Source organism: Tardiphaga sp. vice304, assembly GCF_007018905.1.
GTDB lineage: Bacteria > Pseudomonadota > Alphaproteobacteria > Rhizobiales > Xanthobacteraceae > Tardiphaga.
Map to the genome: position 1 here is coordinate 4,181,604 of NZ_CP041402.1, position 26,112 is coordinate 4,207,715.

Consider the following 26,112-nt stretch of genomic DNA (forward strand, 5'->3'; position numbering starts at 1 on the left):
AAGATGCCGCCCGAACAACAAAAAGATCGGGCGGAAATGCCAAGCTTGCCACTGTCGAATTTGCGCGTCGTGACCGTCGGATCCGGCGACACGCTAGATTATTGCGGCAAATTGTTTTCTGACTTTGGCGCCGACGTCATCAAGATCGAACCGCCCGGTGGCGATCAGGCGCGGCAGTATCCGCCGCTGGTCGATGCCGGCGACGGCCGCCATGAGAGCGGCTATTTCGCCTGGCTCAACACCAACAAGCGCAGCGTGAGCGCCGATCTCGATCGCCCCGAAGACGTCGTCAAGGTTCGCGCGCTGCTGATGCACAGCGACCTCTTGCTCGACGCGCGACCGCCCGCCGCCATCCCGACCTCGCTGCTGTCGCATGATTCCTTGCGCGACACGCAGCCCGGCCTCGCCATCACGGCGATCTCCTGGTTCGGCGAGCACGGCCCCTACAGCAGCTATCAGGCGACCGATTCGGTGTGCCGCTCGCTGTCGGGCAGCGTCAAGCTGGTCGGCCCGCAGGAGGGCCCGCCGGTGCTGCCGCGCGATGGCCAAGTCAGCGTGATGGCCGGGCTCACCGCCTTCATCCCCACCCTCGCCGGCCTGTTCGGCGCAGCCACCGGGGCGCGGCGCTTTGCCGTCAGCGCACAGGAGGCGATGCTGCAGATCAGCGAATTCGACACCGGCCTGGCGCTGGAAGCGGGCTTCACGCGGCCGCGTACCGCAATCAACCGCTTCGGTCGCGGCTACCCGGTCGGCACGTTCCAGACCAAAGATGGCTGGCTCGGCGTCACCGTGGTGACGCCAGCGCAATGGGCCGCCTTCACCGCGATGATCGGCCTGCCCGAACTGGAGCACGAGCCGCATTTTTCCGACAGCCTGCTGCGCACGGTGCATTCGGCCGAACTACTGCAGATCTTCCAGCCGGTGCTGATGCAGCACAGCGCACGGCACTGGTTCGAGCGTGGCATCGAGCTGCGGATTCCGCTGGCCGTGGTGCCGGACATGGCGACGCTGCTGCAGCAGCCTTATTACCGCGAGCGCGGGGCGTTTGCGCCGGTGCGGATCGGCACGGCCGCGTTCGATGCGCCGGTGCTGCCGCAATATCTCACGCAGTCCCGTCCCCTGCCGAACGGCACGGCGCCGTTCGCCGGCGAGCATGACGGCAAAGCTTTCGCGGAGCGCACGCGAACGGCGAACCGCGCCGCCACGCCGGACGATCCGCTCCCGCTCAAGGGCCTGCGCATCATCGATCTGACCATGGGATGGGCCGGACCGTCAGCGACGCGGCAGATGGGCGATCTCGGCGCCGAAATCATCAAGGTCGAATCCTGCCAGTATCCCGACTGGTTTCGCGGCACCGATCCGCGCGGGCCGTACCATCCCGAACGCACCTATGAGAAGACCTACTGGTTTCAGCAGATGAACCGCAACAAGCGCGGCATCACGCTCAACCTCACCACGGAAACCGGGCGCAGCCTGCTCAAGCGCCTGCTCAAAGACGCCGACGCGGTGATCGACAACTACGCCGCCGACGTGTTGCCGCGGATGGGCCTCGGCCCCGAGGCGATGCTCAAGATCAATCCGCGCCTCATCGTCGTGACCATGCCGGCCTTCGGCATGAGCGGGCCGTGGAGCGGCGTGCGCGCCTATGGCTCGACGCTAGAGCAGGCCTGCGGCCTGCCCTCTGTGACCGGCCGCGAAGGCGACGCGCCGACCATGCTGCACGCAGCCCTCGGCGATCCGTTCGGCGGCGTCAGCGCCGCGGCGGGCCTGATGCTCGGCTTCATGCAGCAGAGAAACACCGGCGCCGGCCAGCACATCGACCTCAGCGCGGTCGAAGCCCTGCTGCCTTTGGTCGCACCGTCGGTGATCGAGCAATCCGCGACCGGCAAAAGCGGCCCGCGGATCGGCAACCGCCATCCACGCTTCGTGCCGAACGGCTGTTTTCCCTGCCTCGGCGAGGACCAGTGGGTGACGCTGGCGGTGCGCAGCGATGCCGAGTGGCAGGCGCTATGCACCGTGATGCACCGCCCCGACCTGGCCGCCGACCCCGCGCTGGCCACCGCTCCGGGCCGCCGCGCCGAAGAGGACCGCATCGAGGTCGCGATCCGGCACTGGACCATGACGGTGCGGCCCGATCTGGCGATGGTCACGCTGCAGGCGCATGGCGTGCCGGCCGGCACCGCGCGGCTGCCGATGGACCTCGCCGGCGATCCGCATCTGATGCAGGTCGGACACTGGCAGCCGGCGGTGCGGCCGTTCATGGGACCGCATCTGCTGCCCGCGGTCGCCTATCGCGAAGGCGACTCCAAGATGCCCTACACCATTACCCGCCTGGCGCCGACGCTCGGCCAGCACAATGCCGAAGTACTGCGAGAGTTGCTTGGCCTGTCCGATGTCGAAATCGACGAATTGCGCGCAGCGGAAATCATCGGCGACACTGCGGTATCGGCGAAGCCGAAGGCGGCTGTAAAATAGGCACACTGGCATTCCGGGGCGAGCGCGCGCCAGCGCGAGCGAACCTCGGTTACTTCGATTGGCGTGACTGAGGATGACGTTGAGCGTTTAACTATTGGACGCTTGCGACTTCCGCGGCGTTAGACCACAATCCCGACTACAAGACCGGAAGCGGACGGGTAAAAGCCTGGCGCTTCAACAACGGTCACGCGACAAAAACGCTCAGGGAGAGAATGCATGCGCAGACTTGCGATGATTGCGGCAGTGGCCTTGCCGTTGTTCGGCACCGCGGCGCTGGCCCAGGAAACCGTGAAGATCGGCTATATCGATCCATTGTCCGGCGGCGGCGCCAGCGTCGGCGAGGTGGGCCTCAAGACCTTTCAGTTTCTCGCCGACGAGTTGAACGCCAAGGGCGGCATTCTCGGCAAGAAGGTCGAGATCGTGCCGCTCGACAACAAGACCAATCCACAGGAAAGCCTGATCCAGGCGCAAAAGGCGATCGATAGCGGCGTGCGCTACATCACCCAGGGCAACGGCTCCTCGGTGGCCGGCGCGCTCTCGGACTTCGTCACCAAATTCAACGAGCGCAACCCCGGCAAGGAAGTCCTGTACTTCAACTATGCCGCGGTCGACCCGGTGCTCACCAACGAGAAATGCAGCTTCTGGCATTTCCGCTGGGACGCCAATTCCGACATCAAGATGGAAGCGCTGACCAACTACATCAAGACCGTGCCGACGGTGAAGAACGTCTATCTGATCAACCAGGACTATTCGTTCGGCCAGTCAGTGCGCACCCAAGCCCGCGCCATGCTCGGCACCAAGCGCCCCGACGTCAAGATCGTCGGCGACGAACTGCATCCGCTGCTCAAGATCACCGACTTCGCGCCCTATATCGCCAAGATCAAGGCGTCGGGCGCCGACAGCGTCATCACCGGCAATTGGGGGCAGGATTTTGCGCTGTTGCTGAAGGCCGCGGCCGACGCCGGCCTGAAAGTGAGCTGGTTCACCTATTATGCTGGCGGCACCGGCGGCCCCACCGCCGTCAAGCAGGCGGCCCTCAACCATCAGGTCTTCCAGGTCGCCGAAGGCATTCCGAACCTCGGCTACGCCTCGGCCGATACGTTCGAAAAGGCGTTGCGCGCCAAATATGATTTCAGCCTGTTCTATCCGCGCGCCGTCAACGAGATGCGGATGTTCGCCGCGGCCGCCGAGAAGGCCAAGTCGCTCGATCCGGCGAAGGTCGCCGCCGCCCTCGAGGGCATGGAGTGGGACGTCTACAACGGCGGCAAGGGCATGATGCGCAAGGACGATCATCAGTTCTTCCAGCCGATGTACATCGCCTCGTTCGGCGAGCGCACCGACAAGGAGCCGTTCGACGAAGAGAAGACCGGCTGGGGCTGGAAGCTGGCAGCCAAGATCGAAACGGCCCAGACCATGCTCCCGACCACCTGCAAGATGGACCGGCCGTAAGTCGCGGGAAGCGTAGGGTGGGCACAGCGATGCGTGCCCGCCCTACGACCACGACGACCGTCACGGCCGTCATTGCGAGGAGCCCTTGCGACGAAGCAATACAGTCTTCGCTTTCGGCCTTCTGGATTGTCGCGTCGCTTGGCTAACGGGAAAGCCTTTTGGTCTTCCCTGACCTCGCAATGACGGCCGAGGGTATCTCGCGCTCACTCAATGGCTTGAGAGAAATCCGTGCTTGAACTGATCGTCATCTCCACTCTGAACGGCGTGCTGTTTGGCATGCTGCTGTTCCTGATGGCTAGCGGGTTGACCGTGATCTTCAGCATGCTCGGCGTGCTGAACTTCGCCCATGCCAGCTTCTACATGCTCGGCGCGTTCTTCGGCTTTCAGATCAGCCGCTGGTTCGGCTTCTGGCCGGCGCTGCTGCTCGCGCCCCTGCTGGCCGGCGTGATCGGCGCCGGCGTTGAACGGTTCGGGCTGCGCCGCGTCCACAAGAACGGCCATGTCGCCGAACTCCTGTTTACCTTCGGCCTGGCTTTCGCCATCGAAGAAATCGTGCAGATCATCTGGGGCAAGAGCCCGGTCGATTTCCGCGTCCCGCCGCTGCTGGATTTTCCGGCGTTCACGATCTTCTCCACCAACTATCCCGCCTTCAAGATGTTCATGCTGGCCGTGTCGATCGTGATCTTCATAGGCCTCCTGGTCGCGCTGAAGAAAACCCGGATCGGGCTGATCGTGCAGGCGGCGCTGACGCATCCGCACATGGTCGGTCACCTCGGCCATAATGTCGGGCGCATCTTCATGCTGGTGTTCGGCGTCGGCACCGCGCTCGCCGCCGTTGCCGGCGTGATCGCCGGCCCAGCGCTGGTGACGCAGTCGAACATGGCAGGCTTGCTCGGGCCGATCCTGTTCGTCGTAGTCGTCGTCGGCGGTCTCGGCTCGCTGCCCGGCGCCTTTGCGGCGTCGTTGCTGATCGGGCTGGTGCAGACCTTCGCCGTCTCCATGAACGGTTCGCTGGCCGGCGCCTTCGGGCCGCTCAGCCCGGATTATGCCGCCACCTGGCTGTCGGACATCTGGAGCGTCACCATCGCCCAGATCGCGCCGATCATGCCCTATCTGCTGCTGGTGCTGATCCTGATCTTCCGACCGATGGGCCTGCTGGGGACACGCGAAACATGAGCGACCTCGCCTCCACCATCGCCCCGCCGCAGCCGGTGGCGGCCGACCGGCTAAAATTCTACGGCCTCTGGATCGCCGTCATCGTGGCGCTGCTCGTGCTGCCGAGGCTGTTCTCCTCCGGCGGCTCGCTGACCACGTTCAGCCTAATCGGCATCTCGATCATCTTTGCGTTGTCCTACAACATCCTGCTCGGCCAGACCGGGATGCTGTCGTTCGGCCACGCCGTCTATTACGGCCTCGGCGGCTTTCTCGCGATCCACGCCATCAACATCGTCGCCCGCAACAAGCTGGCGATCCCGCTGCCGCTGATCCCCTTGATCGGCGGCCTTACCGGCCTGTTGTTCGCGGCCCTGCTCGGCTGGGTCTCGACCAAGCGATCGGGCACGGCGTTTGCGATGATCTCGCTCGGCCTCGCCGAACTGGTGGCGTCCTCGGCGCTGATCCTGCGCACCTTCTTCGGCGGCGAGGCCGGCGTCTCCGCCAACCGCACCAAAGTGTACCGCTTGTTCGACTGGAGCTTCGGGCCGCAGATCCAGATCTATTATCTGGTCGCGGCCTGGACGCTGCTGGCGATCATCGCGATGTACGCGCTGACCCGCACGCCGCTCGGCCGGATGTGCAACGCCGTGCGCGACAATCCGGAGCGCGTGCAGTTCGTCGGCTACGATCCGCACATGATCCGCTACCTCGCCTTCTGCTTCTCCGGCTTCTTCGCCGGCATTGCCGGCGCGCTGGCCGCGATCAATTTCGAGATCGCCAATTCCGCCTATCTCGGCGCCGTGCAATCCGGCACCGTTCTTTTCGCCACCTATATCGGCGGCATCGGCTTCTTCATCGGGCCGATCGTCGGCGCGATTTTCGTGACGCTGCTGTCGCTGGGCCTCAGCGATCTCACGCCGGTGTGGCAGCTTTATTTCGGCCTGATCTTCATCGCGGTGGTGGTGTTCGCGCCCGGCGGCATCACCGGCCTTCTGATGATGCACCGGCCGCTGATCCGGGGCGGCACGCTGGCGCGGGTGCTGCCGAGCTACGCGATCGCCTTCGTGCCGACGCTGGCCATGGTGGTCGGCCTGATGATGGTGATCGAAACTGTCGTTCACTACAGCGTCAGCCATGGCGACAGCCCGAACATCCGCGCCTTCGGCATCAGCTTCAACGCGGCAAGCCCTGTCACCTGGGCCCTTGCCGCCGCCCTGATCCTCGGCGGGTTTTACCTCGCCCGGATCAGCTGGGCGCGCGTCGCACTAGCCTGGGACGACGCCTTGACACAGGCCCGCGGCAAGGGGATTGCGGCATGAGCCAAGTCTCCAAAAGCATCGTCATCGAACTTCGCGGCATCGAGAAAAGCTTCGGTGTCACCTCCGTGATCCGTAACGTCGCCCTCTCAGTCGCGCAAGGCGAGCGCCACGCGCTGATCGGGCCGAACGGCGCCGGCAAGTCGACGCTGTTCAACCTGATTTCGGGTTACATGAAACCGACGCTCGGCGAGGTGCGCTTGCGCGACGAGGTGATCTCCGGCCTGCCGCCGTACCAGATCAACCGCCGCGGCCTGTCGCGCTCGTTCCAAGTGACCAACGTGTTCGCCAATATGAGCGTGTGGGAAAATCTGCGCTGCGCCGTGCTGTGGGCGACCGGCCAGCGCTACGCGTTCTGGAAGAATATCGACAATCTGCCCGAGGTGCGCGAACGCACCGCGAAAATCCTGGTGGATATCAATCTCACGGCACGGCGCGACGTGCCGGCCGGGCTTTTGACCTATGCCGAACAGCGCGCGCTAGAGATCGGCATCACCATTGCGGGTGGCGCCGACGTCATCCTGCTGGACGAGCCGACCGCCGGCATGAGCCATGCCGAGACCGAGCGCGCGGTGACTCTGATCCGCCGCCTCACCGAGGGCCGCACGCTCTTGATCGTCGAACACGACATGAGCGTGGTGTTCGGCCTCGCCGACCGCATCTCGGTCCTGGTCTACGGCCAGATCATCGCGTCGGGCACGCCGGAGGAAATCCGCGGCGATCCGAAAGTGCGCGAAGCCTATCTCGGCGAGGAAGTCGTATGATGCTCGGGGCCCCCTTGCTCGAGGTCGCGGACCTCCACGCTTATTATGGCAAGAGCCATATCCTGCAGGGCGTCGATCTGCGCATCAGCGCCGGCGAGGTGGTCAGCCTGCTGGGGCGCAACGGCGTCGGCCGGTCCACCACCGTCAAGGCGATCATGGGCGAGGTGCCGCCGCACGGGTCGATCCGCTTCAAGGACCAGCCGATCGCCGGCCTGCCGAGCTACCGGATCGCCCATCTTGGGCTCGGCTATGTGCCGGAGCATCGCGATATCTTTCCCGGCCTGACGGTGCGGCAGAATTTGATGCTCGGCATCAAGGACCCGAAGAAGCCCGGCAAGTGGAAGCTGCAGGACATGCTCGACATGTTCCCCAATCTTGCGGCGCGCGCCGATACCGCGGCCGGCGTGATGTCCGGCGGCGAGAAGCAGATGCTGACGATCTGCCGTACCTTGATGGGCGATCCCGATCTGGTGATGATCGACGAGCCGACCGAGGGTCTGGCGCCGATCATCGTGCAGCAGGTCGGTGATCTCCTGGCCGAGATCGCGCGGCGCGGCGTGGCCATCCTGCTGGTCGAGCAGAAGCTGTCGATCGCGATGCGTATCTCGCACCGCGTCTATGTGATGGGCCACGGCCGCATCGTGTTCGAAGGCACGCCGGCGGATCTGAAAGCCAATGACGCCGTGCGCAAGGAATGGCTGGAGGTGTGAAAACCACTGTCGTTCTGGGGCGCGCGCAGCGCCAGCTGCGAGCGAACCCGGAACCTCGAGATGGTGTGCGGAAAACAACTCGAGGTTCCGGGTTCGCTCGGGCTTCGCCCTCGCGCCCCGGAACAACGGCCGGTCATTAGTCGAATAGGCAGAACGGCTAACCGGTGTAGGCTCAGTGACCAACCAACAGAGCGCCTAAGCGCCGTTGCAGGGAGGATCAAGCGTGGAACACGCTTTGGAAGTGCGCGGGGTGTCCCTGCGCTTCGGTGGCGTCCGGGCGCTCACCGAGGTGAGCTTTGCCGTTCGCACCGGCGAGCTGTTCTCGATCATCGGCCCGAACGGCGCCGGCAAGACCTCGATCGTCAATTGCATCTCCGGCCGCTACCGGCCGACCGAAGGCCAGCTCTTCTACCGCGGAAAAGATATCACCGACCTCAAGCCCAATGCGCGACCGGGTCTCGGCATCGGCCGCACCTTCCAGAACCTCGCGCTGTTTCACCACATGACCGTGCTCGACAACATCATGGTCGGCCGCCATCACCTCCTGAAGAACAACTTCCTGACCGGATCGCTGTACTGGCTGACCGGCGCCCGCCAGGAGGAGCTGGAGCACCGCCGCAAGGTCGAGGAGATCATCGACCTCCTCGACCTGCAAAGCGTGCGCAAGGCCACCGCCGGCACCCTGCCCTACGGGTTGCGCAAGCGCGTCGAGCTGGCGCGCGCAATGGCGCTGGAGCCCAATCTCATCCTGCTCGACGAGCCGATGGCCGGCATGAACTTCGAGGAGAAAGAGGACATGGCGCGCTACATCGTCGATCTCAACGAGGAGTTCGGCATGACGGTGATGATGATCGAGCACGACATGGGCGTGGTGATGGACATCTCGCACCGCGTCATGGTGCTGGATTTCGGCCGCAAGATCGCCGAAGGCGATCCCGCCTCCGTGCTTGCCGATCCCCACGTCAAGCGCGCTTATCTCGGCGAGGAAGACGAGTTGCTGGTCGATCCCGAGGATAAGCCGGTTGCGGAGAGTGCCGCATGATGGATTACGCCGGACGCGTCGCACAGGCCGATACCTATCCGAAGGTGCTGCGGCTGAACGCCCGCGAGCATGGCGCCGACATCGCGCTGCGCGAAAAGGACTTTGGCCTGTGGCGCGTCTTCACCTGGGATGACTACCAGGCGCGCGTCCGGGATTTCGCACTCGGCATGGTGGAGCTAGGCATCGCCAAAGGCGACGTCGTCGGCATCATCGGCGACAACCGGCCGGACTGGGTCAGCGCAGAGATTGCCGCACATGCAGTCGGCGCGATGAGCCTCGGTCTTTACCGAGACGTGCTCGACGAGGAGGCCGCCTATCTACTGAACTACGGCGAGGCGAGAATCGTATTCGCCGAGGACGAGGAGCAGGTCGATAAATTGCTGGCGCTCGGTGACCGCGTGCCAATGCTGCGCCACATCGTCTATTCCGATCCGCGCGGCATGCGGAAATATGACGATCCGCGTTTGCTCGAAGCCGACAAGCTGGCAAAAATGGGCCGCGACCGCGCCGCGCGCGAGCCAGACCTCTACGATCGCATGGTCGATGCGACAAGCGGCGAGGACGTCGCCATCCTCTGTACCACGTCGGGCACCACCTCGCATCCGAAGCTGGCGATGCTCGCGGCCGGGCGCGTGCTCGGCCATTGCGCGGTCTATCTGGCATTCGACCCCAAGGATTCCTCCGACGAATATGTCTCGGTGCTGCCGCTACCGTGGATCATGGAGCAGGTCTATGCGCTCGGCAAAGGGCTGCTCGCCCGGATGAAGGTCAACTTCGTCGAACAGTCCGACACCATGATGAACGATTTTCGCGAGATCGCGCCGACCTTCGTGCTGTTCGCGCCGCGCGTCTGGGAGGGCATCGCCGCCGACGTCCGTGCCCGCGTGATGGATTCCTCGCCGCTGAAGCAGCAGCTCTACGAGGTCGGCATGAAGGCCGGACTCGCGGCGCTGGCGGACGGCAAGACATCGGCCGTGGCCGACCTCATCCTGTTCCGCGCGCTGCGCGATCGCCTTGGCTTCACGCGGTTGCGTTCGGCCGCGACCGGCGGCGCGGCTTTGGGGCCCGACACCTTCAAGTTCTTCCGCGCCATGGGGGTGCCGCTGCGCACCTTGTACGGCCAGACCGAAACGCTCGGCGCCTTCACGCTGCACAATTCCGGCGCCGTCGATCCCGACACTACAGGCGTCGCGATGGGCGACAGCATCCGGATCGAGATCCGCGATCCCGACGTGCACGGCGTCGGCGAGATCGTGGTCCAGCACCCCAACATGTTCCTCGGCTATTACAAGGCGCCGGAAGCCTCCGCCGCCGATCTGCGCGACGGCTGGATGCATTCCGGCGATGCCGGCTATTTCAACGATGCGAAACAACTCGTGGTGATCGACCGCATCAAGGACCTCGCCCAGACCGCACGCGGCGAGCGCTTCTCGCCGCAATACATCGAGAACAAGCTAAAGTTTTCGCCGTACATTGCCGAGACGGTCGTGCTGGGGGACCAGCGCGACGTGCTGGCCGCGATGATCTGCATTCGCTTCTCGATCATCTCGAAATGGGCGGAGAAGAACCGCATCTCCTTCACGACCTACACCGATCTCGCCTCGCGCCCGGAAGTCTATGCGCTGATTCGCAAGGAGGTCGAAATCGTCAACGCGACGCTGCCGCCGGCGCAGCGTATCGCCAAGTTCCTGCTGCTGTACAAGGAACTCGACGCCGACGACGGCGAGCTGACCCGCACCCGAAAAGTACGGCGCAGCGTCATCAACGAGAAATATGCTGATATCATCGACGGCATCTATGGCGGCGCGCGGGATATCCCGGTGGATACCGTGATCCGCTTCCAGGACGGCACCACGCAACGCATCCGGACCACGCTGCAGGTGGTGGATTTGTCCCGCGATGTGGCGATTGAGGCGGCGGAATGAAGATGCCCCTCGATCAGTGTTCAGCCCGCACGCCGGCGCTCATAGCTGCACCCCTTCCCCTCGTGGGAGAGGGTAGCTCAGTCAGTAAATTCAAACTCACTCGGGAGAGGGGGAGCCGCACGCTCTGCTCTCGCCTGTGGCTCCCCCTCTCCCGTCCGCGCTACGCGCGGCCACCCTCTCCCACCTCGCGCAGCTTCGCTGCGCGGGGGGAGAGGGGAATCCCCGCGGTTTCTTTCAGCGCTCCATCATGAACACCGCCCTGCTCCTCCAGCTTCTCGTCAATGGCCTCGTGGTCGGCACGCTGTATGGCGTGGTCGCGATGTCGTTCGTGCTGATCTACAAGGCCACCCAGGTCGTGAACTTCGCGCAGGGCGAGCTGCTCCTGATTGGCGCCTGGGTGTGCTGGACGCTGCTGACCAAATACCAGGTGCCGTTCTGGTTGGGCATGCCGATGACCCTGGTGTTCATGTTCGCCTTCGGCATCATGATCCAGATCGTGATCCTGCGCCCGATGATCGGCGAGCCGATCATCTCGGTGATCATGGTGACCATCGCACTGTCCACCGTATTCCAGGCGTCGTTGAAATGGATCTACGGCGTCAGCCCGCAGCCGTTTCCTCGCGTCTTCACCAGCCAGTCCGTCAACTTCGCCGGGCTGCAGATCCAGACCGTCTATGTCATGAGCCTCGTGGTCTCCGTGCTGATGATGATCGGCATGGCGTGGTTCTTCAAGGTGTCGAAATGGGGCCTGGCGATGCGCGCCACCGCGTTCAACCAGCAGGTCGCGCAGTCGCTCGGCATTTCCGTCAAGACGGTTTTCGCCATGGCCTGGGCGATCTCGGCGATGGTCTCGGCGGTCGCCGGCGTGGTCGTCGCCGTGGTCAACGGCGTCTCGTCGGGTCTGTCGATCTACGGCATCAAGGTGTTTCCGGCGGCGATCCTCGGCGGGCTCGATTCCGTCGGCGGCGCCGTGATCGGCGGCATCATCATCGGCGTACTGGAGAATGTCGCGCAGTTCGTCGATTCGGAATATCTGCACTGGGGCAATCTCTATGAGATCGCGCCGTTCTACGTGCTCATCATCATCCTGATGATCAAGCCTTACGGCCTGTTCGGCACCAAAGACATCGAGCGGGTATAGGAATTATGGCAAGCCCGTCCCTCATCCCCGCCGGCGACTACCGCACCACCTATGCGGCGGACACCACGATTTTCCCGACCCGCGCCAGCCGCAACGCCGCGATCCTCGGCATCGTCGCGATCTGCTTCGCGCCGCTGCTGTTCAGCGAATACTGGCTCTCAGTGCTGATCCAGATCGGCATCTACGGCATCGCCGCGCTCGGGCTCAACATCCTAGTCGGCTTCACCGGCCAGATCTCGATCGGCCATGCCGCGTTCTTTCTGCTCGGCGCCTTCACCTCGGCCTATATCTCCAACAAATTTCCGGTGCCGGTGTTCTTCTCGATTCCGCTGGCAGGCATCGTCACTGCGATCATCGGCCTGATCTTCGGCCTGCCGGCAGCGCGGCTGAAGGGTCTGTACCTCGTCATCGCGACACTGGCCGCGCAATACATCCTGCTGGATTTTTTCTCGCGCGCCGAATGGTTCTCCGGAGGCTCGGTGCCGGCGATGGCCAATCCGTTCTCGATCTTCGGCTATACGCTGCGCGGCGACCGGCAGTATTTCTACGTCGTGCTGGCCTATCTGGTGGCGAGCTATCTCTTAGTCACCAATCTGATGCGCTCGCGAGACGGCCGCGCGCTAGTGGCGATCCGCGACCATTATCTGTCCGCCGAGATCATGGGCATCAATCTGACCAAATACCGCACGCTGTCGTTCGGCCTCGCCGCCTTCTTCGCCGGCATTGCCGGGGCGCTCTATGCCCATTACCAGCTCGTCGTTTCCAACGAAGGTTTCGGTATCGAGCGCTCGATCCTGTTTCTGGCGATGGTGATCATCGGCGGCACCGGCTCGATCATGGGCACCTTGATGGGCACGGCCTTCGTGGTGCTGCTTCCGGAATCGATGGAGTGGATCGCGGCCGAGATGAAGGGCGGCGCCATCGACCGCGCGCTGCAGCTCAACAACAACATCACCTTCCTGCGCGAGATCGCGATCGGGCTGATCATCATCGCCTTCCTGATCTTCGAGCCGGACGGGCTCGCCCACCGCTGGCGACAGATCAAGAGCTACTGGAAACTATACCCGTTTTCGCATTGAGGTTGGGACGGGACCGGTTAGACTGAGGCCATAACAAAAAACCACAGGGAGAAGGCTCATGACGATCAGATCTTTGTTGAGTACTGCATCCATTGCCGTTCTGCTCGGCACCGCGAGCGTCAGCGCGCAGGCGCAGATTGCGCTCGGCCATCTCGCCGATTATTCCGGCGGCACCTCCGACGTCGGCACGCCCTATGGCCAGGGCGTGGCGGACACCTTTGCCTGGGTCAACAAGAATGGCGGCATCGGCGGCAAGCAGGTCAATCTCGACACCAACGACTACGGCTATCAGGTGCCGCGCGCCATCGCTCTGTACAAGAAGTGGTCGGGCGCCGACAAGGTCGCCGGCATCATGGGCTGGGGCACCGCGGACACCGAAGCGCTGACCGGCTTTCTGGCACAGGACAAGATCCCGGATATTTCCGGCTCCTACTCCGCCGCCCTGACCGACCCGACCGGCGCCGGCGGCAAGGCCAAGCCCGCGCCGTATAATTTCTTCTACGGCCCATCCTATTCTGACGCGCTGCGCGCGGAGCTGACCTGGGCGGCCGAGGACTGGAAGGCGAAGGGCAAGACCGGCAAGCCGAAATTCGTCCACATGGGCGCCAACCACCCCTATCCCAACGCGCCGAAAGCAGCGGGCGAGGCAATCGCGGTCGAGCTCGGCTTCGAGGTGCTGCCGCCGCTGGTGTTCGCGCTGGCGCCGGGCGACTACTCCGCGCAATGCCTGAGCCTGAAGAGCGCGGGCGCCAACTACGCCTATCTCGGCAATACAGCGGCCTCCAACATCTCGGTGATGAAGGCCTGCAAATCGGCCGGCGTCGATATCCAGTTCATGAGCAATGTCTGGGGCATGGACGAGAACGCAGCGAAGGCCGCGGGCGACGCCGCCGACGGCGTCATCTTCCCGCTGCGCACCGCGGTGAGCTGGGGCGGCAATGCGCCGGGCATGAAGACCGTGACGGAGATCTCGAAGATTTCCGATCCCACCGGCAAGATCTATCGCCCGGTACATTACGTCGCCGCCGTCTGCACGTCGTTGTACATGAAGGAAGCGATCGAATGGGCCGCCAAGAACGGCGGCGCCACCGGCGAGAACGTCGCCAAGGGCTTCTACCAGAAGAAGGACTGGGTGCCGGCCGGCATGGAAGGCGTCTGCAATCCCTCGACCTGGACCGACAAGGACCACCGCCCGACCACCAAGGTCGATCTGTACCGCTCGAAAGTGTCCGGCGCGACCGATGGCGATCTCAACGACCTGATGGCCAAGGGTGCCATCAAGCTGGAGAAGGTGAAGACCGTGGATCTGCCGCGCAAGCCGGAATGGCATGGGTGGTAGTCTAGCGACGACGCCAATGGCCTCCCCCCCCCTTGTGGGGAGGTTCGGCCGAACGGAGGACGATGCGTAGCATCTTTCGCAGTGGAGGACTGGGTGGGGGTGCCACGGGCTACGGCGTTCGTGGCACCCCCCACCCGACCCGGCTTCGCTGCGCTGCGTCGGGCCACCCTCCCTGCAAGGGGGAGGGAAAAGACAGAGCGGCTATCAGGAGTGAATCCTTTGCAGACTACACTTCAAGCACGCGCAAAGATCGCAGCAACAGCGCCTGTCCCCGTCCCCCTGCTCTCCGTCCGCAACATCGAAGTCGTCTACGACGACGTCATCCTGGTGCTGCGCGGCCTCAGCATAGAGGTGCCGAAGGGCGCCATCGTGGCGCTACTCGGCGCCAACGGTGCCGGCAAGTCGACCACGCTGAAGGCGATCTCCGGGCTGTTGAAGACCGAAGATGGCGAGGTCACGCGCGGCGAGATCGTGTTCGATGGCGAGCGCATCGACGGCATCGATCCCGACAAGATCGTCCGCCGCGGCATTTTTCAGGTGATGGAGGGCCGCCGCATCGTCTCCGACATGACCTCGCTGGAAAATTTGCGGCTTGGCGCCTTCACCCGCCGCGACAACGAGGTCGGCCAGGACATCGAGATGGTCTACGACTACTTCCCGCGGCTGAAGGAACGCACGGGCCTTGCCGGCTATCTCTCCGGCGGCGAGCAGCAGATGCTGGCGATCGGCCGCGCGCTGATGGCGCGGCCAAAGATGATCCTGATGGACGAGCCGTCGATGGGCCTGTCGCCGCTCTTGGTGAAGGAGGTGTTCGCCATCATCCAGAAGATCAACCGCGACCTCGGCGTCACCATCCTGCTGGTCGAACAGAACGCCCGCGCCGCGCTCTCGGTGGCCAGCCAGGGCTACATCATGGAACAGGGCAAGGTGGTGCTCGACGGCACCGCCGATGAATTGCGCGACAATGAGGACGTTAAGGAGTTCTACCTCGGCGGCGCCGGCGACCAGCGCAAGAGTTTCAAGAATCTAAAGAGCTTCAAGCGCCGCAAGCGCTGGCTGTAGCCCGTCTGCCGCAAGCTGGACAAGATTGCGGATTGATCTGACGTATGGCCACATCGCAATAATGGCTTAGCGTCAGTCGCACGCGCCTGCGCCCCGGCCGCGAAGGAACCCGATGCCCCACTTCGACACGCTCGAGAATTGCGATCCCTCGCACCGCCACGCCAATCTGTTCTCACGGCTGCCTGAGGCGCTGCGCCATGCGATGCAGGCGCCGGCCTATGCGAAGCATCTGAAAGGCGTCAATCCCGCCGCGATCGTCGACCGCGCCGCGCTGGCCAGATTGCCGATCCTGCGCAAGTCCGAGCTGCCGGCGCTGCACAAGGCCAAGCCGCCGTTCGGCGGCTTCGTCAACGGCCCGCCCGGCTCGTTCGGCCGGCTGTTCACCTCGCCGGGGCCGATCTTCGAGCCGGAGTCGAAACACGTCGATCCATGGCGCGGGGCCCGTGCGCTATACGCCGCGGGATTCCGGGCGGGCGACGTGGTGCTGAACACGTTCAGCTATCACCTGACGCCCGGCGGCTTCATCTTCGACTCGGCCGCGCGCGCGCTCGGCTGCGCGGTGATCCCGGCCGGCCCCGGCAATGTCGAGCAGCAGCTCAAGCTGATCGAGGCCTATCGCCCGGTCGCCTATACCGGCACGCCGGATTTCCTGAAGATCCTGCTCGACGCCGGCCGGGCGGCGAAACGCGACGTGTCCTCGATCACGCGCGCGACGGTGTCCGGCGCGGCATTTCCTCCCTCGCTGCAGGACGAGATACGGTCGCGCGGCATCGATGCCTACCAGGCCTTCGCCACCGCCGACCTCGGCTTTATCGCCTATGAAAGTTCCGCCCGTGACGGGATGATCGTCAATGAGGACCTGATCCTCGAGATCGTCAGGCCCGGCACCGGCGATCCGGTGCCCGATGGCGACGTCGGCGAGATCGTGGTCACCTCGCTGGACCCGCATCACGCCTGGATCCGGCTGGCGCTCGGCGACCTCTCGGCCACCCTGCCCGGCCACAGCGCCTGCGGCCGCAGCAACATGCGGATCAAGGGCTGGATGGGCCGTGCCGACCAGACCACCAAGATCAAGGGCATGTTCGTGCGCCCGGAACAGGTGGCCGAGATCGGCCAGCGGCATCCGGAACTCGGCCGGCTTCGGCTGGTGGTATCGCGCGACGGCGAGAACGACGCGATGGTGCTAAAGGCCGAGACGGCCTCTGCGGATGCCGGGCTACAGGAAGCCGTCACGGCCACGCTGCGCGCTGTCAGCAAGCTCGGCGGTACCGTCGAATTGGTGGCGCCGGCCTCCCTGCCCAATGACGGCAAGGTGATCGCCGACGAGCGCGCATAGTCGGTAAGTGGGCACTGGCGTCGACGACAACAAAACCACTTGCAGCGCTCATCGATCAGCAGCAACACGCTATGTTATTGTAAGAGAAGCAGAAAATTGGGTTCGTTCTGGCAGATATCACTAAACTGATCGCTTAATCTTCTAATTTTAAAATAGCGCGTAACAACTGCGAATATGCATAGCGCTCATAGCGATCCAGCGCGGCAGCCCGCCGAACTTGAAGGTAATTTATTGAGGTTGTTGGGGACTCGAATTCGGCAAAAGCTTTCGAACGCTGCTCGGCGATGCGCCGTAATTTGACTTGAGCATCGACGAAGTTCCATGCTGCATCGACACGACCTTTATTAGCCACGTCCCCTACCAACACGTTTACAACTTGCTGATGTTCAGGATTGCTACGCAGGTCAACCGAATTGGCTGCCAGGCCATGTACGCGAGCATTCTGACCGGACCGCGCGCGCCCTGCTTGCGTGCGCGGTCCGGTGCTCTTCTTTGCATTAGCACGATTTGCAGCAATCTGAAGATCGGTCGCCACGTCACTACCTCAGGTCAGTTCCAAGAGTCCTTCGTATGAGAGGTCCTGGTTTCAAATTTCGCATCTTCTTCATCGACAATCGTCTGGTCGTGAGGGGCCTTGTTCCTTTTCTTGCGCGTCGGGCCCGTGAGCTTCTTCTCAGCCTGATCGATAGAATGCTCGCACCGGGCCCGCATCTTATCAAGCGCCATCACCGTTGGGCTCTGCAGTTCTAACGCAAAGGCTTCAATCATGTCGCGCGTGATACCGAGTTTTTCCGCAACCCGGGTTGCCTTCCTCTGCACGTCCTCAGCCCCGGAGAAATAGTCAATCGCAATCTGATTTCTCTTATCATCATCCAGAAAGTTTCCAAATTTTGGCATCAAAAGTTTGATGAGCGCCTCGACCTGAGCGCCTTCAATAGCTCCTGCCTGCAAACGCAGCGTGCGCTGGACGAGCCAAATAGAGTCGGTCAACTGTTTTACACGCACTCGATCCATCAGGCTCGACATTGGCATTTCTTTTTTAAGCGTCTTGTAAAGCGCATTGTATTGCCGAATATTCTCGCTACCGAGGACTCTCGTCGAGCTAAAAAATGTTTCCAAGTGAGCGGCTCGACGGGCGAGCCTCTCTTTCCGTTTGGCGATCTTACTCACCATACCCATACCAATAGTCATAGGTTAAAATTCCTCTATTCTCAAAATAGTTAAGTTTTACGGCATATCGACTTTTTATCGTCTCTGCACTCTCACAAATTAGTAGCGCTCGACTGCCCGTCAACTATCAATTAAGACGGTGTCTATTCACCATTTTGGAACTGGAAAGATAGACGTTTGCTGCAACTACAAAACGTGGAGTGACAAAATTTAAATCTGTTTCTCGTGCTATTGATTTGTAGCTTTAACTACGCGGGTTCAGCTGCCTGTCCGCCAGAACTCCAAACCATCAACTTGAACGGTGTAGCATCGACAAATCCTGATTTTTTTACGCATTTTGAGCGCTACTCGGCTAGCGGCTCGTGAGCGTGCCGCTTTGCAAGGAACGTCTGACCACCTCACACCTTGCTTGAAGAAGGGTGCCGCCAAACGGCTAGTTCATTTCTAAAAGCGTGCATGCATTGTCAGCGGCGGTGGAAAATTTCCAGCCGTCAGGACGGGCCTGGGGCGAAAGTTGCCCCGTTGACCTTAGGTTGAGGCGCCACACATTTATAATTGCAGAAGACTATGGTGCCCTGCTCTGCGACTACGGCGCGTCCTGCGGAAATTGACGCGGCGGCCAGCAATCTACCCATGATGGCGAGTTGATCGCTTACACGCCCAGAATTTCAACAGAATCGTGGGACTTGTCGCGTCGTTCCTGCTAAGCATCGGCCTAACCAAGCATGCGGCCGTTGAATATGAAGCTGATTTTTCCTAGAATTATCGACACCTGGCTAGCACGGCCGATGGTCGCCAAGATAATCAGCTTCGGCGTGATCGGCATCGGCAACACCCTGATCGATCTGGCGATCTTCACCTTCGCCTATACGGTGCTGGCGCTGCCGCTGGTGCTGTCCAACGTGCTGTCTTGGCTGGGAGCGGTTTCATGTTCCTACGTCATGAACACCATGATCACCTTCCGCGCCGAATCCGGCCGGGTGCTGCGCCGCAGAGACTATTTCAGTTTCGTCGCCTCCGGCATCCTCGGCATGATCGCGACCACCACGACCCTGGTCGTGCTATCGAACTCTATGCCGGTGCTTTACGCCAAGCTGCTCTCGATCCTTGTCAGCTTCGTCGTCAATTTCACGATGTCGCACTTCGTCGTGTTCCGGCAGAAGCCGGCAGAACCGCCTCTCTAGACGTTAAAATCTTCCGGATTCGCCGCGATACAAGTAATACGATTGTCAGCACCACGGTCGCCGCGATGGCCATCATCCACAGGCTGAGCGGGAGCTCGCCATCGTCGAGCAGAATGGCCCGGCCGGAGGCGCCGATCCAGGTGTAGAGCAGGATCTGTGGCAGCGTGAAGATAAGCGTGATCATCGCATAGGGCACGAGGCCAATACGGGTCAGCCCAAACAGATAATTCTGCACGCAATTCGGCGCCGGCCCCCAGAACCGCATCAAGGCTGCGATCCGCCAGCCCTCGTCGTCGATGGCCTGGGCCAGCACGCCCCACAGCGGCTTCTTGCCGGTCTGGGCCTCGACCCAGCCGCGCAACACTCCGCGCGCCAGCAGGAACGCCAGCACGCAGCCCAGCGTGGTGCTGGGCACGATCACCCACAGCGCCTGCAGGCCGAAGGCGGCGCCGGAGCCGAGCACCAGAAAGGTACGCGGCATCGGCACGAACGCCGCCACGACGAACACTGCAGCCAGCACAGCGGCCGCAGCAGCATCGAGCTGGCCAAAGCTCTCCAGCCAGCGGACAATGACCTCGGAATTCATGACGCCCTGCCTGCGGGAGGATACATCTAACCGAGCACCCGGTCGGCTTCGGCGACGGCGCACAGCACATGGTAGAACGACGACGCCGGGATGGCCTCCACCAGCGAACGCCCTTCGGCGTCGAACTGGTCGTACCAGCCGCCCTTCACGGGATGCGACAAGTATAGCGTATGCAGCCGCACCAACGCAGCGCGCGCCTCGTCGGCCGCGCCGGCTTCACCGGCTTCGGCCTGGGCGATCCACGCCTTGGCGACCTCGGTCTGAGGCCAACAGCGCCGGCTCGCCTTGTGGATGCGGCCTTCGGCATCGCCCTCATCTACGAGGCAGCCGGTTGCGTCGCGGAACCGCAGTGCCGAGGCAAGCAGCTCGCCGCGATGACGCTTGGTCGGGCAGCCGGTAATGCGCTCGAATCCCTTCAGGAGCCAGACCCATTCCGCCTGATGGCCGGGCTCGACCGAGACCGGCTCGATCCGCGACCAGTCTTGCTCGAAATATTCGCCGAGCACCTGCTTTTTGCCGTCGTAAAGACTGGCGATGAACAGCCCAAACAGGTCGCCGGCGCGGGCCTGAAACGCCTGGTCGTGGGTCGCATCGAAGCAGGCAATCAGCGCCTCGAAGAGATGCATCTGCGGGTTTTGCCGGCGCGGCAGCGAGGCCGGCACACCTTCCGCATAGCCGCCGTCCGGCGAGCGCAATTCGCTGTCGAAAAACGCCATCAGCGAATCGATCTCGGCGCGGATCTGCGGGTCCTGATCTAGCTGGTACAGCGCCGCCAGCGCCAGCAGCACGAAGGCATGGTCATATGTATCGCGCAGCGGGTTCAGCACGCTGCCATCGGGCGCCAGCAGGTGCACGTAGCCGGGCTTGCCATCGGGGGATCTGGCTTTGGTGAGCAGGTAGTCCAGCCCTCGGCGGGCGATCTCCGCGCCTTGCGGATACCAGCCGATCTGCGCGGCCTTGGCATAGCAATAGATCTGCCGGGCTTGAACCCGCACCCGCCGCGGCGCGTCGCGATCGGCCTGGCCGCAGATGTTCAGCCGCTCGACAAAACCACCGTTATCTTGGTCCCACCCTTCCGTGGACCAGAGCGGAAGGCAATGGTGGATCATTAGAGATTTCAACGACTTGACGATGTCAGCATCATCTATGTGACTGGCTGTCGTTGAGCTGTGGCTTTCAAGCATGCCAATCCCGTCTATCGCTATGAAAATCGTATCCTCTTCTATCATGTGCCGTAGCGATCGGCCCATACCCGCCTAACCATAAAATTGGGCTCGTTCTGCCAAACACATGAAAATACCAACGACGGGATCGAATAGAATTATAAACCTATATTGTTGTTGTTTGAGGTCCAGCGCCTTCATAACTAGGAATGTTGAACTTACGCTTCAGCTACGCCAGATGCCGACACCAATTGCCGCAGCGCCCTTGCACGACGCGAAAACGCCCGCCGCTCGTAACGATCTAATATCTCGTTGCTGGGGAGTTCAATTTTAACAGCGGAGCTGTCGCCCTCGCCCAGCGAGAGGTCTTTTGAGAGCATCGCCCGATATTCTCGGATACGGAGAATTTCCAGTTGTGCAATAGCGGCTTCAATGGCTTGCGGCTTATATTTACTACTACCATTCGGCAACAGCAACTTTGCTAGCGCGTTCACCCGCTCGTCAATATGTGGATGCGTTGCAATGTTAATAGATAGCCCATGCTTCACGGCATTGCGCTTGCTGGCGCTTTTGCCTCGCAACGACTTCGGGCCAGTACTGGCTTTCGAGTTGAGGCGGTTGGCCTTCAGTTGCTGATCTGTGGCCATGACGCTTATTCAGCCGCCTCACTAAACTCGCCATCAATCACATCCAGCGGCGCGTTTCTGAGCGCTCGCGCGAACGCTTCGTCGCATCGTTCAATTTCGCGCATGATGGCCGATCGACGCCGCTCGCAGCTCTCAATTCGCTTATCGAAAGACTCGATCTGCGATGCCGCCGCAATGTATGTTTTTGCCAGAATCTCGGAATCACGATAACCACGTGCAGCGAGCTTTGCCTCGATCTCTTTGCGGGCCTTGTAGTCACTTCCCCATAGCTGCGCTTCATCAGCGGCCGAAAAAACACGATACATTGCGGGAGCGGTACCGCTCGAATTTCCAGACGAATCGGCAGAGGTTGGATAACCAGGTGGAACGTCCTCACTCGGATCATCATAAGTATCTTTGAGCAACTTCAGAATGACATTCTTCTGATGCAACTTGATAACATCGTCTTTGATCCGTCGTTCACGTCGAATCTGCCAGGTTAAATCGACGACGTCGCGGACATAAATCCACTGGATGGCGTTCCTCGGAGAAACAGATGCAGCCACAGCCTTGAACAGATTGTTATAGTCTTCAATCCGCTCCGTACCAACGAGCGATGGGGCACGGAAAATATTTTCTAACGCTTTCGGGATAGGGTTAGATGGCTTCTTCGTCAGCGAACGTTTCATTTCCTTCCTCGCCCCAGCTTAGTTATCTAACGTAAATGTTGCCGCTGCCCGAAATTGGGCAGCGCCCGAATTATCCACAGCATTAGTGAGGGTCAGCTATTTAGCGAACGCCTCGCTGTTAAGATAACGCGGGCACGTTCTGGAATGGGCATGAATATGCATTTGGCCGACTTGAACGAAGCGAAGCTCGAGATAAAGCGGATCTCGACCCACATCTCAAACCTATGCTCATTGATCGAGGCTGCAAAACCGCTCGCAAAAAATGAAACGGCTAATGTTTATCAATCGCTGATAACGCAACTGCGGGATTTACTAAAAAAATCGCGCATCTTCAATATTTACATGTTTGAAAAACTGACGCTTCAGATAGATCGCATGTCGGCGGATAAGCTGCAGGACCTGTTCGCATTGTTGCCACTGATTACTGAATTAGAAAATCATCAGTCTCGAGCTAGCGAGAAACTCCGATTGCACGATGAAGAAAAACGTGAAGCAGATCATCCCGAAGAGTCACAGAACCTAAAATCTATACGCGAAGCTATTGCGAAACTGGCTGCCGGGCAAACGGAGCGGGATAGAGAAAGGCGGTCGCGGCGACAATCTGGAGCCGGCCCACGCGAACGGCCTGAGTAAGCAATAAGTCGCGGGGGGATCAAGCTCGCTGCCGATGAACTGAACTTTGTAATACTTATGACATCAAAGGCTACGTTTTCCGGTTGAGCGATACCTGACAGTTCGCCATAATTGATCCAGTTTCGCGGCCTCATATCAACTTCGTTGTATTTTTTACGCTAATTCTCCATTTTGTGTCGTGTAGCCTTGATAGCTGCGATTCACCTATGGCTTAAAAGACCGCTCTAAGAGCTTCAGCGCACGTCGTATTACGCGCAGAGTACGAGGACGGTGATGCATCGCAGTTGAAACCTTCGTTACGAGCTGCCAGCTCGGTGAAGCAGTCAGTGAAGAATGCCGCGCAAACAGTTCAGCCAGGGTCGTCTCGTATCTAAGAACCATCTCGTCAAAGCCAGCATCGCGAGATTGTAACTGTTTACGAAGAGCTGCGACCGACTCTTCGCAAGTTGCGAGTGAAGCCTTAAGATTTGAAAAAGCTTTATCGTTAGTTGTCTTTGCGACAGCGAGGCTCTCGGTCAAATACTCGATTCTTTGGATGTTGAACGGATCCAACGTGCCTGCAAGGGTTTGAAATAGGCGAAAATCCTCCGGCTGCCGCGCGGCGTCATAAAAATAATCCAGCGCGAATTGCTGATATTCGACCCGGGAACTTTTGCTCGCGAAAAGGGCTAGGCAATGCGCAACTTCATCATCAGATGCCGGAAGGTCAGCAGAGACCTCGCCAATGATATCTCGGAATTGGCTTGCGTTGAGGTGACAGAATTGCTTCAAAATCTTTGAAAGTTCAAACGAGCTTCTTAGTTTTGTGTCCTGCCGTGGTGCGCTCATATTTGCTTGACGGTCTCGTATTCGAAATGCAGTAATTTCGTCCGGAAGTAAATGAATGTTATGCCCGGCTATGAGCATCCGGATCCACATGTCAAAATCTTGCAAATTTGTGAACCGGGGATCATAGGCTCCAACATCTTCATAAGCTTCGCGGCGTACCATTGCGGTCGGGGCGCAGAGGCAATTTCCGCCCAGTAAAAACTGTCTAAGCCAGGTAGTGCGCGAGAAGTCTGGAAAACTCAGAGGCAAGTTAAAGTCGTTGTAAGTGGCAGTGGGTTCGTTGGCCTCGCCGACCGGATACGGAAGGCCAAATACAAGTGAAACATTTGGATTCGCGTCAAGAAAAGTTACCTGTTTTTTTAGCCTATCTGGCAGAGCCCAATCATCTGAATTAAGGATGGCGAGATACCGGCCGCGTGCCCGCGCGACTGTGAGGTTCATAGCTGTTGAAATGCCGTGATTGAACGGAAGCGCCTCGATGTGAATGCGCGGATCTGTGAAGCTACGAAGTATACTGAGAGTGTCATCCGTCGAGCCGTCATCCGTCACGACAATTTCGAAATCCTGGAACGATTGTTCCAGGACACTCTCTATAGTCTGTCTGACGTAAGAGGCATGATTGTATGACTTGATCAAAATCGAAACGACAGGTTCTCTATGAGGGTCGTTAGCGGAAAAATGTGTCATTATGTCACCCTCTGGCCCCGGTAGCCCGCAATGCCGCGGCTAACGACCCTCGCAGGATTGCCGAAAGCTAGACACTCGTCAGGCACGTCGCGCGTAACGACCGAGCCTGCACCCACCACAGAATTTTCCCCTAAGGTTACCGAAGGTAGAAGCGTCGCTCCAGCTCCGACAACGGCGCCTTTTCCAATGGTGACTTGGCCAGCGATCGTAACTCCCGGCCCGATTGAAGCAAAAGAGCCGATCTTGGCGTGGTGACCTATACTGGCACTGCGATTGATAAACACGAACGACCCGAACACGCTTCCGCCGCCTAAGGTACATCCCGCATTGATATAACATCCCTGACCGAACTCTGAGATACGCGGTATCGCTACGCTTGGGTCTATGAGGTTGTACGGAGTTCTCAGGCCGTAAATCGAAGCCTCTCGTGCAGCGGATTGTCTGTATCCCGGCGTAAAGATGGGAACGATAAACGGAACATCTAGCATCTCGCGTGTAATGTCTTCCGGAAGTACAACTTTCGCCGCATCGAACATGAAGCTGACGCTCGGCATGTTCCGTATTCCGGCTTCAATGCTCAGCCCTGCGCGAAACGCACTCTCCGCCACGTCGATTAGAATTGGAGATCCTACGCCGAACAAAATAAGGCGGGTCATTTTCTCAAATACTCTAAGACAACGTCGGCAATGCGATCGACAGAGTCCATAGCAATCTCTGGCTGTATCGGGAGGCTAAGTAATGTTCTTGACAGCTTCTCCGTGACAGGAAGGTGCCGTGTCGGCCCCGTCGCAAAGACAGGATGCTTGTGTACCGCTGGAGCATAGTGGACGGAAGTATCAATCTGATTCTGAGCAAGATGCTGCATGAGCGCGTCACGATTGTCGTGCCGGACAGCAAACTGATGGTAAATTGATCCAGAGTTGTCCGGGGGAAGGCCTATCGCGTGGCCTCGTAGGAGAGTTCTATAGCGATCGGCGACCGTGCGGCGGTCTATGTTGCCGTCGTCCAGGTGAAGGAGAAGAACTTCGAGAATCGCGGCCTGGATTTCGTCAAGTCGGGAATTGAAGCCGATAGCGGTGCTAACCCGGTCGCGACCGTCGAATCCATAATTTCTGAGACGGCGCAAACGCTTCGTCAAGTCCGGGTCATTCGTCAAGACGGCACCGCCGTCACCCATGGCGCCCAAATTCTTTGTTGGATAGAAGGAGTAGGCAGCGGCGTTCCCGAAAGTACCGAGGTTCTTGCCATCAAGCTTGGCGCCGTGCGCCTGAGCGCAGTCCTCTATAACCGCAAGGCCATTGCCACTTGCGATTTCCATTATAGCATTCATATCGCATGGATGGCCAAACAGATGCACCGGCAGAATTGCAGCGGTGCGACTATTGATTCCCGCTCGAATTGCATCGGGATCGATACAATACGTGGCCAAATTAACATCCACAAAATGCGGCGTTGCACCACAATGTAATATCGCTAAAGCAGTGCCAGAGAATGTAAGCGCGGTCGTGATCACTTCATCCCCTCGGCCTATACCAAGAGCTCGCATCGATAGAGCCAGCGCATCCGTTCCGGACGCGACAGTGACGCAGTCAGAGCACCCTACGTACTTCGAAAACGCCGTTTCGAAAGAACTTACAGCGGAGCCCAATACGTATTGGTCGCTTCCAATGACGTTGGACACTGCAGCATCAATTTCCTGGCGAAAGCGGTTGATGCGGCGTGAGGGCGCAGCTTGCGGAATCTTGATTTGCAT

At 60.5% G+C, this 26,112-nt stretch carries 24 protein-coding genes; 15 read left to right on the forward strand and 9 right to left on the reverse strand.

Annotation, left to right across the window (positions count from 1 at the left end):
• Nucleotides 1–36 precede the first annotated feature (36 nt).
• The 13 genes from FNL56_RS19885 to FNL56_RS19945 all read left to right on the forward strand — a co-directional run bounded on the left by FNL56_RS19885 (nucleotide 37) and on the right by FNL56_RS19945 (nucleotide 16,793).
• On the forward strand, nucleotides 37–2,475 hold the full coding sequence (locus tag FNL56_RS19885) for a CaiB/BaiF CoA transferase family protein (RefSeq protein ID WP_143578140.1): 2,439 nt from the start codon (nucleotides 37–39) through the stop codon (nucleotides 2,473–2,475).
• A 216-nt stretch (nucleotides 2,476–2,691) separates the two neighbouring features.
• Nucleotides 2,692–3,924 carry a branched-chain amino acid ABC transporter substrate-binding protein gene (locus FNL56_RS19890; protein ID WP_143578141.1) on the forward strand — a complete coding sequence of 411 codons (1,233 nt, stop codon included), beginning with the start codon at nucleotides 2,692–2,694 and terminating at the stop codon, nucleotides 3,922–3,924.
• 228 nt (nucleotides 3,925–4,152) lie between these two features.
• Nucleotides 4,153–5,100: a branched-chain amino acid ABC transporter permease gene (locus tag FNL56_RS19895; protein WP_143578142.1), complete on the forward strand. Its 948-nt coding sequence runs from the start codon at nucleotides 4,153–4,155 to the stop codon at nucleotides 5,098–5,100.
• Complete coding sequence (locus FNL56_RS19900) at nucleotides 5,097–6,398, forward strand: branched-chain amino acid ABC transporter permease (protein WP_143578143.1); 1,302 nt, start codon at nucleotides 5,097–5,099, stop codon at nucleotides 6,396–6,398. Before FNL56_RS19895 ends, FNL56_RS19900 begins: the two co-directional genes overlap by 4 nt.
• Nucleotides 6,395–7,159, forward strand: a complete 765-nt coding sequence (locus tag FNL56_RS19905; RefSeq protein ID WP_143578144.1) for an ABC transporter ATP-binding protein — start codon at nucleotides 6,395–6,397, stop codon at nucleotides 7,157–7,159. The genes FNL56_RS19900 and FNL56_RS19905 overlap by 4 nt, the downstream gene beginning before the upstream one ends.
• 14 nt (nucleotides 7,160–7,173) lie before the next feature.
• Nucleotides 7,174–7,869, forward strand: coding sequence for an ABC transporter ATP-binding protein (locus FNL56_RS19910; protein ID WP_143578608.1), 696 nt, complete (start codon nucleotides 7,174–7,176; stop codon nucleotides 7,867–7,869).
• Nucleotides 7,870–8,092: 223 nt separating this feature from the next.
• Nucleotides 8,093–8,911 (forward strand): ABC transporter ATP-binding protein, encoded by an 819-nt coding sequence (locus FNL56_RS19915; protein WP_143578145.1) that lies wholly within the window; start codon nucleotides 8,093–8,095, stop codon nucleotides 8,909–8,911.
• Nucleotides 8,908–10,836, forward strand: a complete 1,929-nt coding sequence (locus tag FNL56_RS19920; protein ID WP_143582255.1) for a long-chain fatty acid--CoA ligase — start codon at nucleotides 8,908–8,910, stop codon at nucleotides 10,834–10,836. Before FNL56_RS19915 ends, FNL56_RS19920 begins: the two co-directional genes overlap by 4 nt.
• Before the next feature lie 247 nt (nucleotides 10,837–11,083).
• The gene (locus tag FNL56_RS19925) at nucleotides 11,084–11,977 is read left to right on the forward strand and encodes a branched-chain amino acid ABC transporter permease (protein ID WP_143579115.1); all 894 of its coding nucleotides are present in this window, start codon (nucleotides 11,084–11,086) and stop codon (nucleotides 11,975–11,977) included.
• A gap of 5 nt (nucleotides 11,978–11,982) precedes the next feature.
• Nucleotides 11,983–13,056, forward strand: a complete 1,074-nt coding sequence (locus tag FNL56_RS19930; protein WP_143579116.1) for a branched-chain amino acid ABC transporter permease — start codon at nucleotides 11,983–11,985, stop codon at nucleotides 13,054–13,056.
• A gap of 58 nt (nucleotides 13,057–13,114) precedes the next feature.
• Nucleotides 13,115–14,395 (forward strand): ABC transporter substrate-binding protein, encoded by a 1,281-nt coding sequence (locus tag FNL56_RS19935; RefSeq protein WP_143579117.1) that lies wholly within the window; start codon nucleotides 13,115–13,117, stop codon nucleotides 14,393–14,395.
• Between the two features lie 219 nt (nucleotides 14,396–14,614).
• Nucleotides 14,615–15,457 (forward strand): ABC transporter ATP-binding protein, encoded by an 843-nt coding sequence (locus FNL56_RS19940; RefSeq protein WP_143579118.1) that lies wholly within the window; start codon nucleotides 14,615–14,617, stop codon nucleotides 15,455–15,457.
• A 112-nt stretch (nucleotides 15,458–15,569) separates the two neighbouring features.
• On the forward strand, nucleotides 15,570–16,793 hold the full coding sequence (locus tag FNL56_RS19945) for a phenylacetate--CoA ligase family protein (protein ID WP_143582256.1): 1,224 nt from the start codon (nucleotides 15,570–15,572) through the stop codon (nucleotides 16,791–16,793).
• A 133-nt stretch (nucleotides 16,794–16,926) separates the two neighbouring features.
• On the opposite strand, the gene FNL56_RS19950 is transcribed toward FNL56_RS19945, so the two are convergent.
• Both FNL56_RS19950 and FNL56_RS19955 read right to left on the reverse strand, forming a co-directional pair.
• Nucleotides 16,927–17,328: a hypothetical protein gene (locus tag FNL56_RS19950; RefSeq protein ID WP_143579120.1), complete on the reverse strand. Its 402-nt coding sequence runs from the start codon at nucleotides 17,326–17,328 to the stop codon at nucleotides 16,927–16,929.
• A 14-nt stretch (nucleotides 17,329–17,342) separates the two neighbouring features.
• Nucleotides 17,343–17,984: a hypothetical protein gene (locus FNL56_RS19955; protein ID WP_143582257.1), complete on the reverse strand. Its 642-nt coding sequence runs from the start codon at nucleotides 17,982–17,984 to the stop codon at nucleotides 17,343–17,345.
• A 767-nt stretch (nucleotides 17,985–18,751) separates the two neighbouring features.
• On the opposite strand from FNL56_RS19955, the gene FNL56_RS19960 reads away from it, so the two are divergent.
• A complete protein-coding gene (locus FNL56_RS19960; RefSeq protein ID WP_246661593.1) occupies nucleotides 18,752–19,147 on the forward strand; it encodes a GtrA family protein in 396 nt (131 codons plus the stop codon).
• Here the strand turns inward: FNL56_RS19960 and FNL56_RS19965 are convergent.
• The 4 genes from FNL56_RS19965 to FNL56_RS19980 form a co-directional block, all read right to left on the reverse strand.
• Nucleotides 19,092–19,733, reverse strand: a complete 642-nt coding sequence (locus FNL56_RS19965) for a TVP38/TMEM64 family protein (RefSeq protein WP_143582259.1) — start codon at nucleotides 19,731–19,733, stop codon at nucleotides 19,092–19,094. The genes FNL56_RS19960 and FNL56_RS19965 overlap by 56 nt on opposite strands.
• A gap of 26 nt (nucleotides 19,734–19,759) precedes the next feature.
• A complete protein-coding gene (locus FNL56_RS19970) occupies nucleotides 19,760–20,842 on the reverse strand; it encodes an AGE family epimerase/isomerase (RefSeq protein WP_368039314.1) in 1,083 nt (360 codons plus the stop codon).
• 272 nt (nucleotides 20,843–21,114) lie between these two features.
• Nucleotides 21,115–21,543 (reverse strand): hypothetical protein, encoded by a 429-nt coding sequence (locus FNL56_RS19975; RefSeq protein ID WP_143582261.1) that lies wholly within the window; start codon nucleotides 21,541–21,543, stop codon nucleotides 21,115–21,117.
• Nucleotides 21,544–21,548: 5 nt separating this feature from the next.
• Complete coding sequence (locus FNL56_RS19980; protein WP_143582262.1) at nucleotides 21,549–22,211, reverse strand: hypothetical protein; 663 nt, start codon at nucleotides 22,209–22,211, stop codon at nucleotides 21,549–21,551.
• 150 nt (nucleotides 22,212–22,361) lie between these two features.
• On the opposite strand from FNL56_RS19980, the gene FNL56_RS19985 reads away from it, so the two are divergent.
• A complete protein-coding gene (locus tag FNL56_RS19985; protein WP_143582263.1) occupies nucleotides 22,362–22,844 on the forward strand; it encodes a hypothetical protein in 483 nt (160 codons plus the stop codon).
• Between the two features lie 204 nt (nucleotides 22,845–23,048).
• Here FNL56_RS19985 and FNL56_RS19990 read toward each other — a convergent pair whose 3' ends face one another.
• Genes FNL56_RS19990 through FNL56_RS20000 form a run of 3 tightly spaced genes read right to left on the reverse strand, consistent with a single transcriptional unit; the run spans nucleotide 23,049 to nucleotide 26,112 of the window.
• Nucleotides 23,049–24,359 (reverse strand): glycosyltransferase, encoded by a 1,311-nt coding sequence (locus FNL56_RS19990; RefSeq protein ID WP_143582264.1) that lies wholly within the window; start codon nucleotides 24,357–24,359, stop codon nucleotides 23,049–23,051.
• Entirely contained in the window at nucleotides 24,359–25,015 is a 657-nt protein-coding gene (locus tag FNL56_RS19995; protein WP_143582265.1) for an acetyltransferase, read from the reverse strand. Before FNL56_RS19995 ends, FNL56_RS19990 begins: the two co-directional genes overlap by 1 nt.
• On the reverse strand, nucleotides 25,012–26,112 hold the full coding sequence (locus FNL56_RS20000) for a DegT/DnrJ/EryC1/StrS family aminotransferase (RefSeq protein WP_143582266.1): 1,101 nt from the start codon (nucleotides 26,110–26,112) through the stop codon (nucleotides 25,012–25,014). Before FNL56_RS20000 ends, FNL56_RS19995 begins: the two co-directional genes overlap by 4 nt.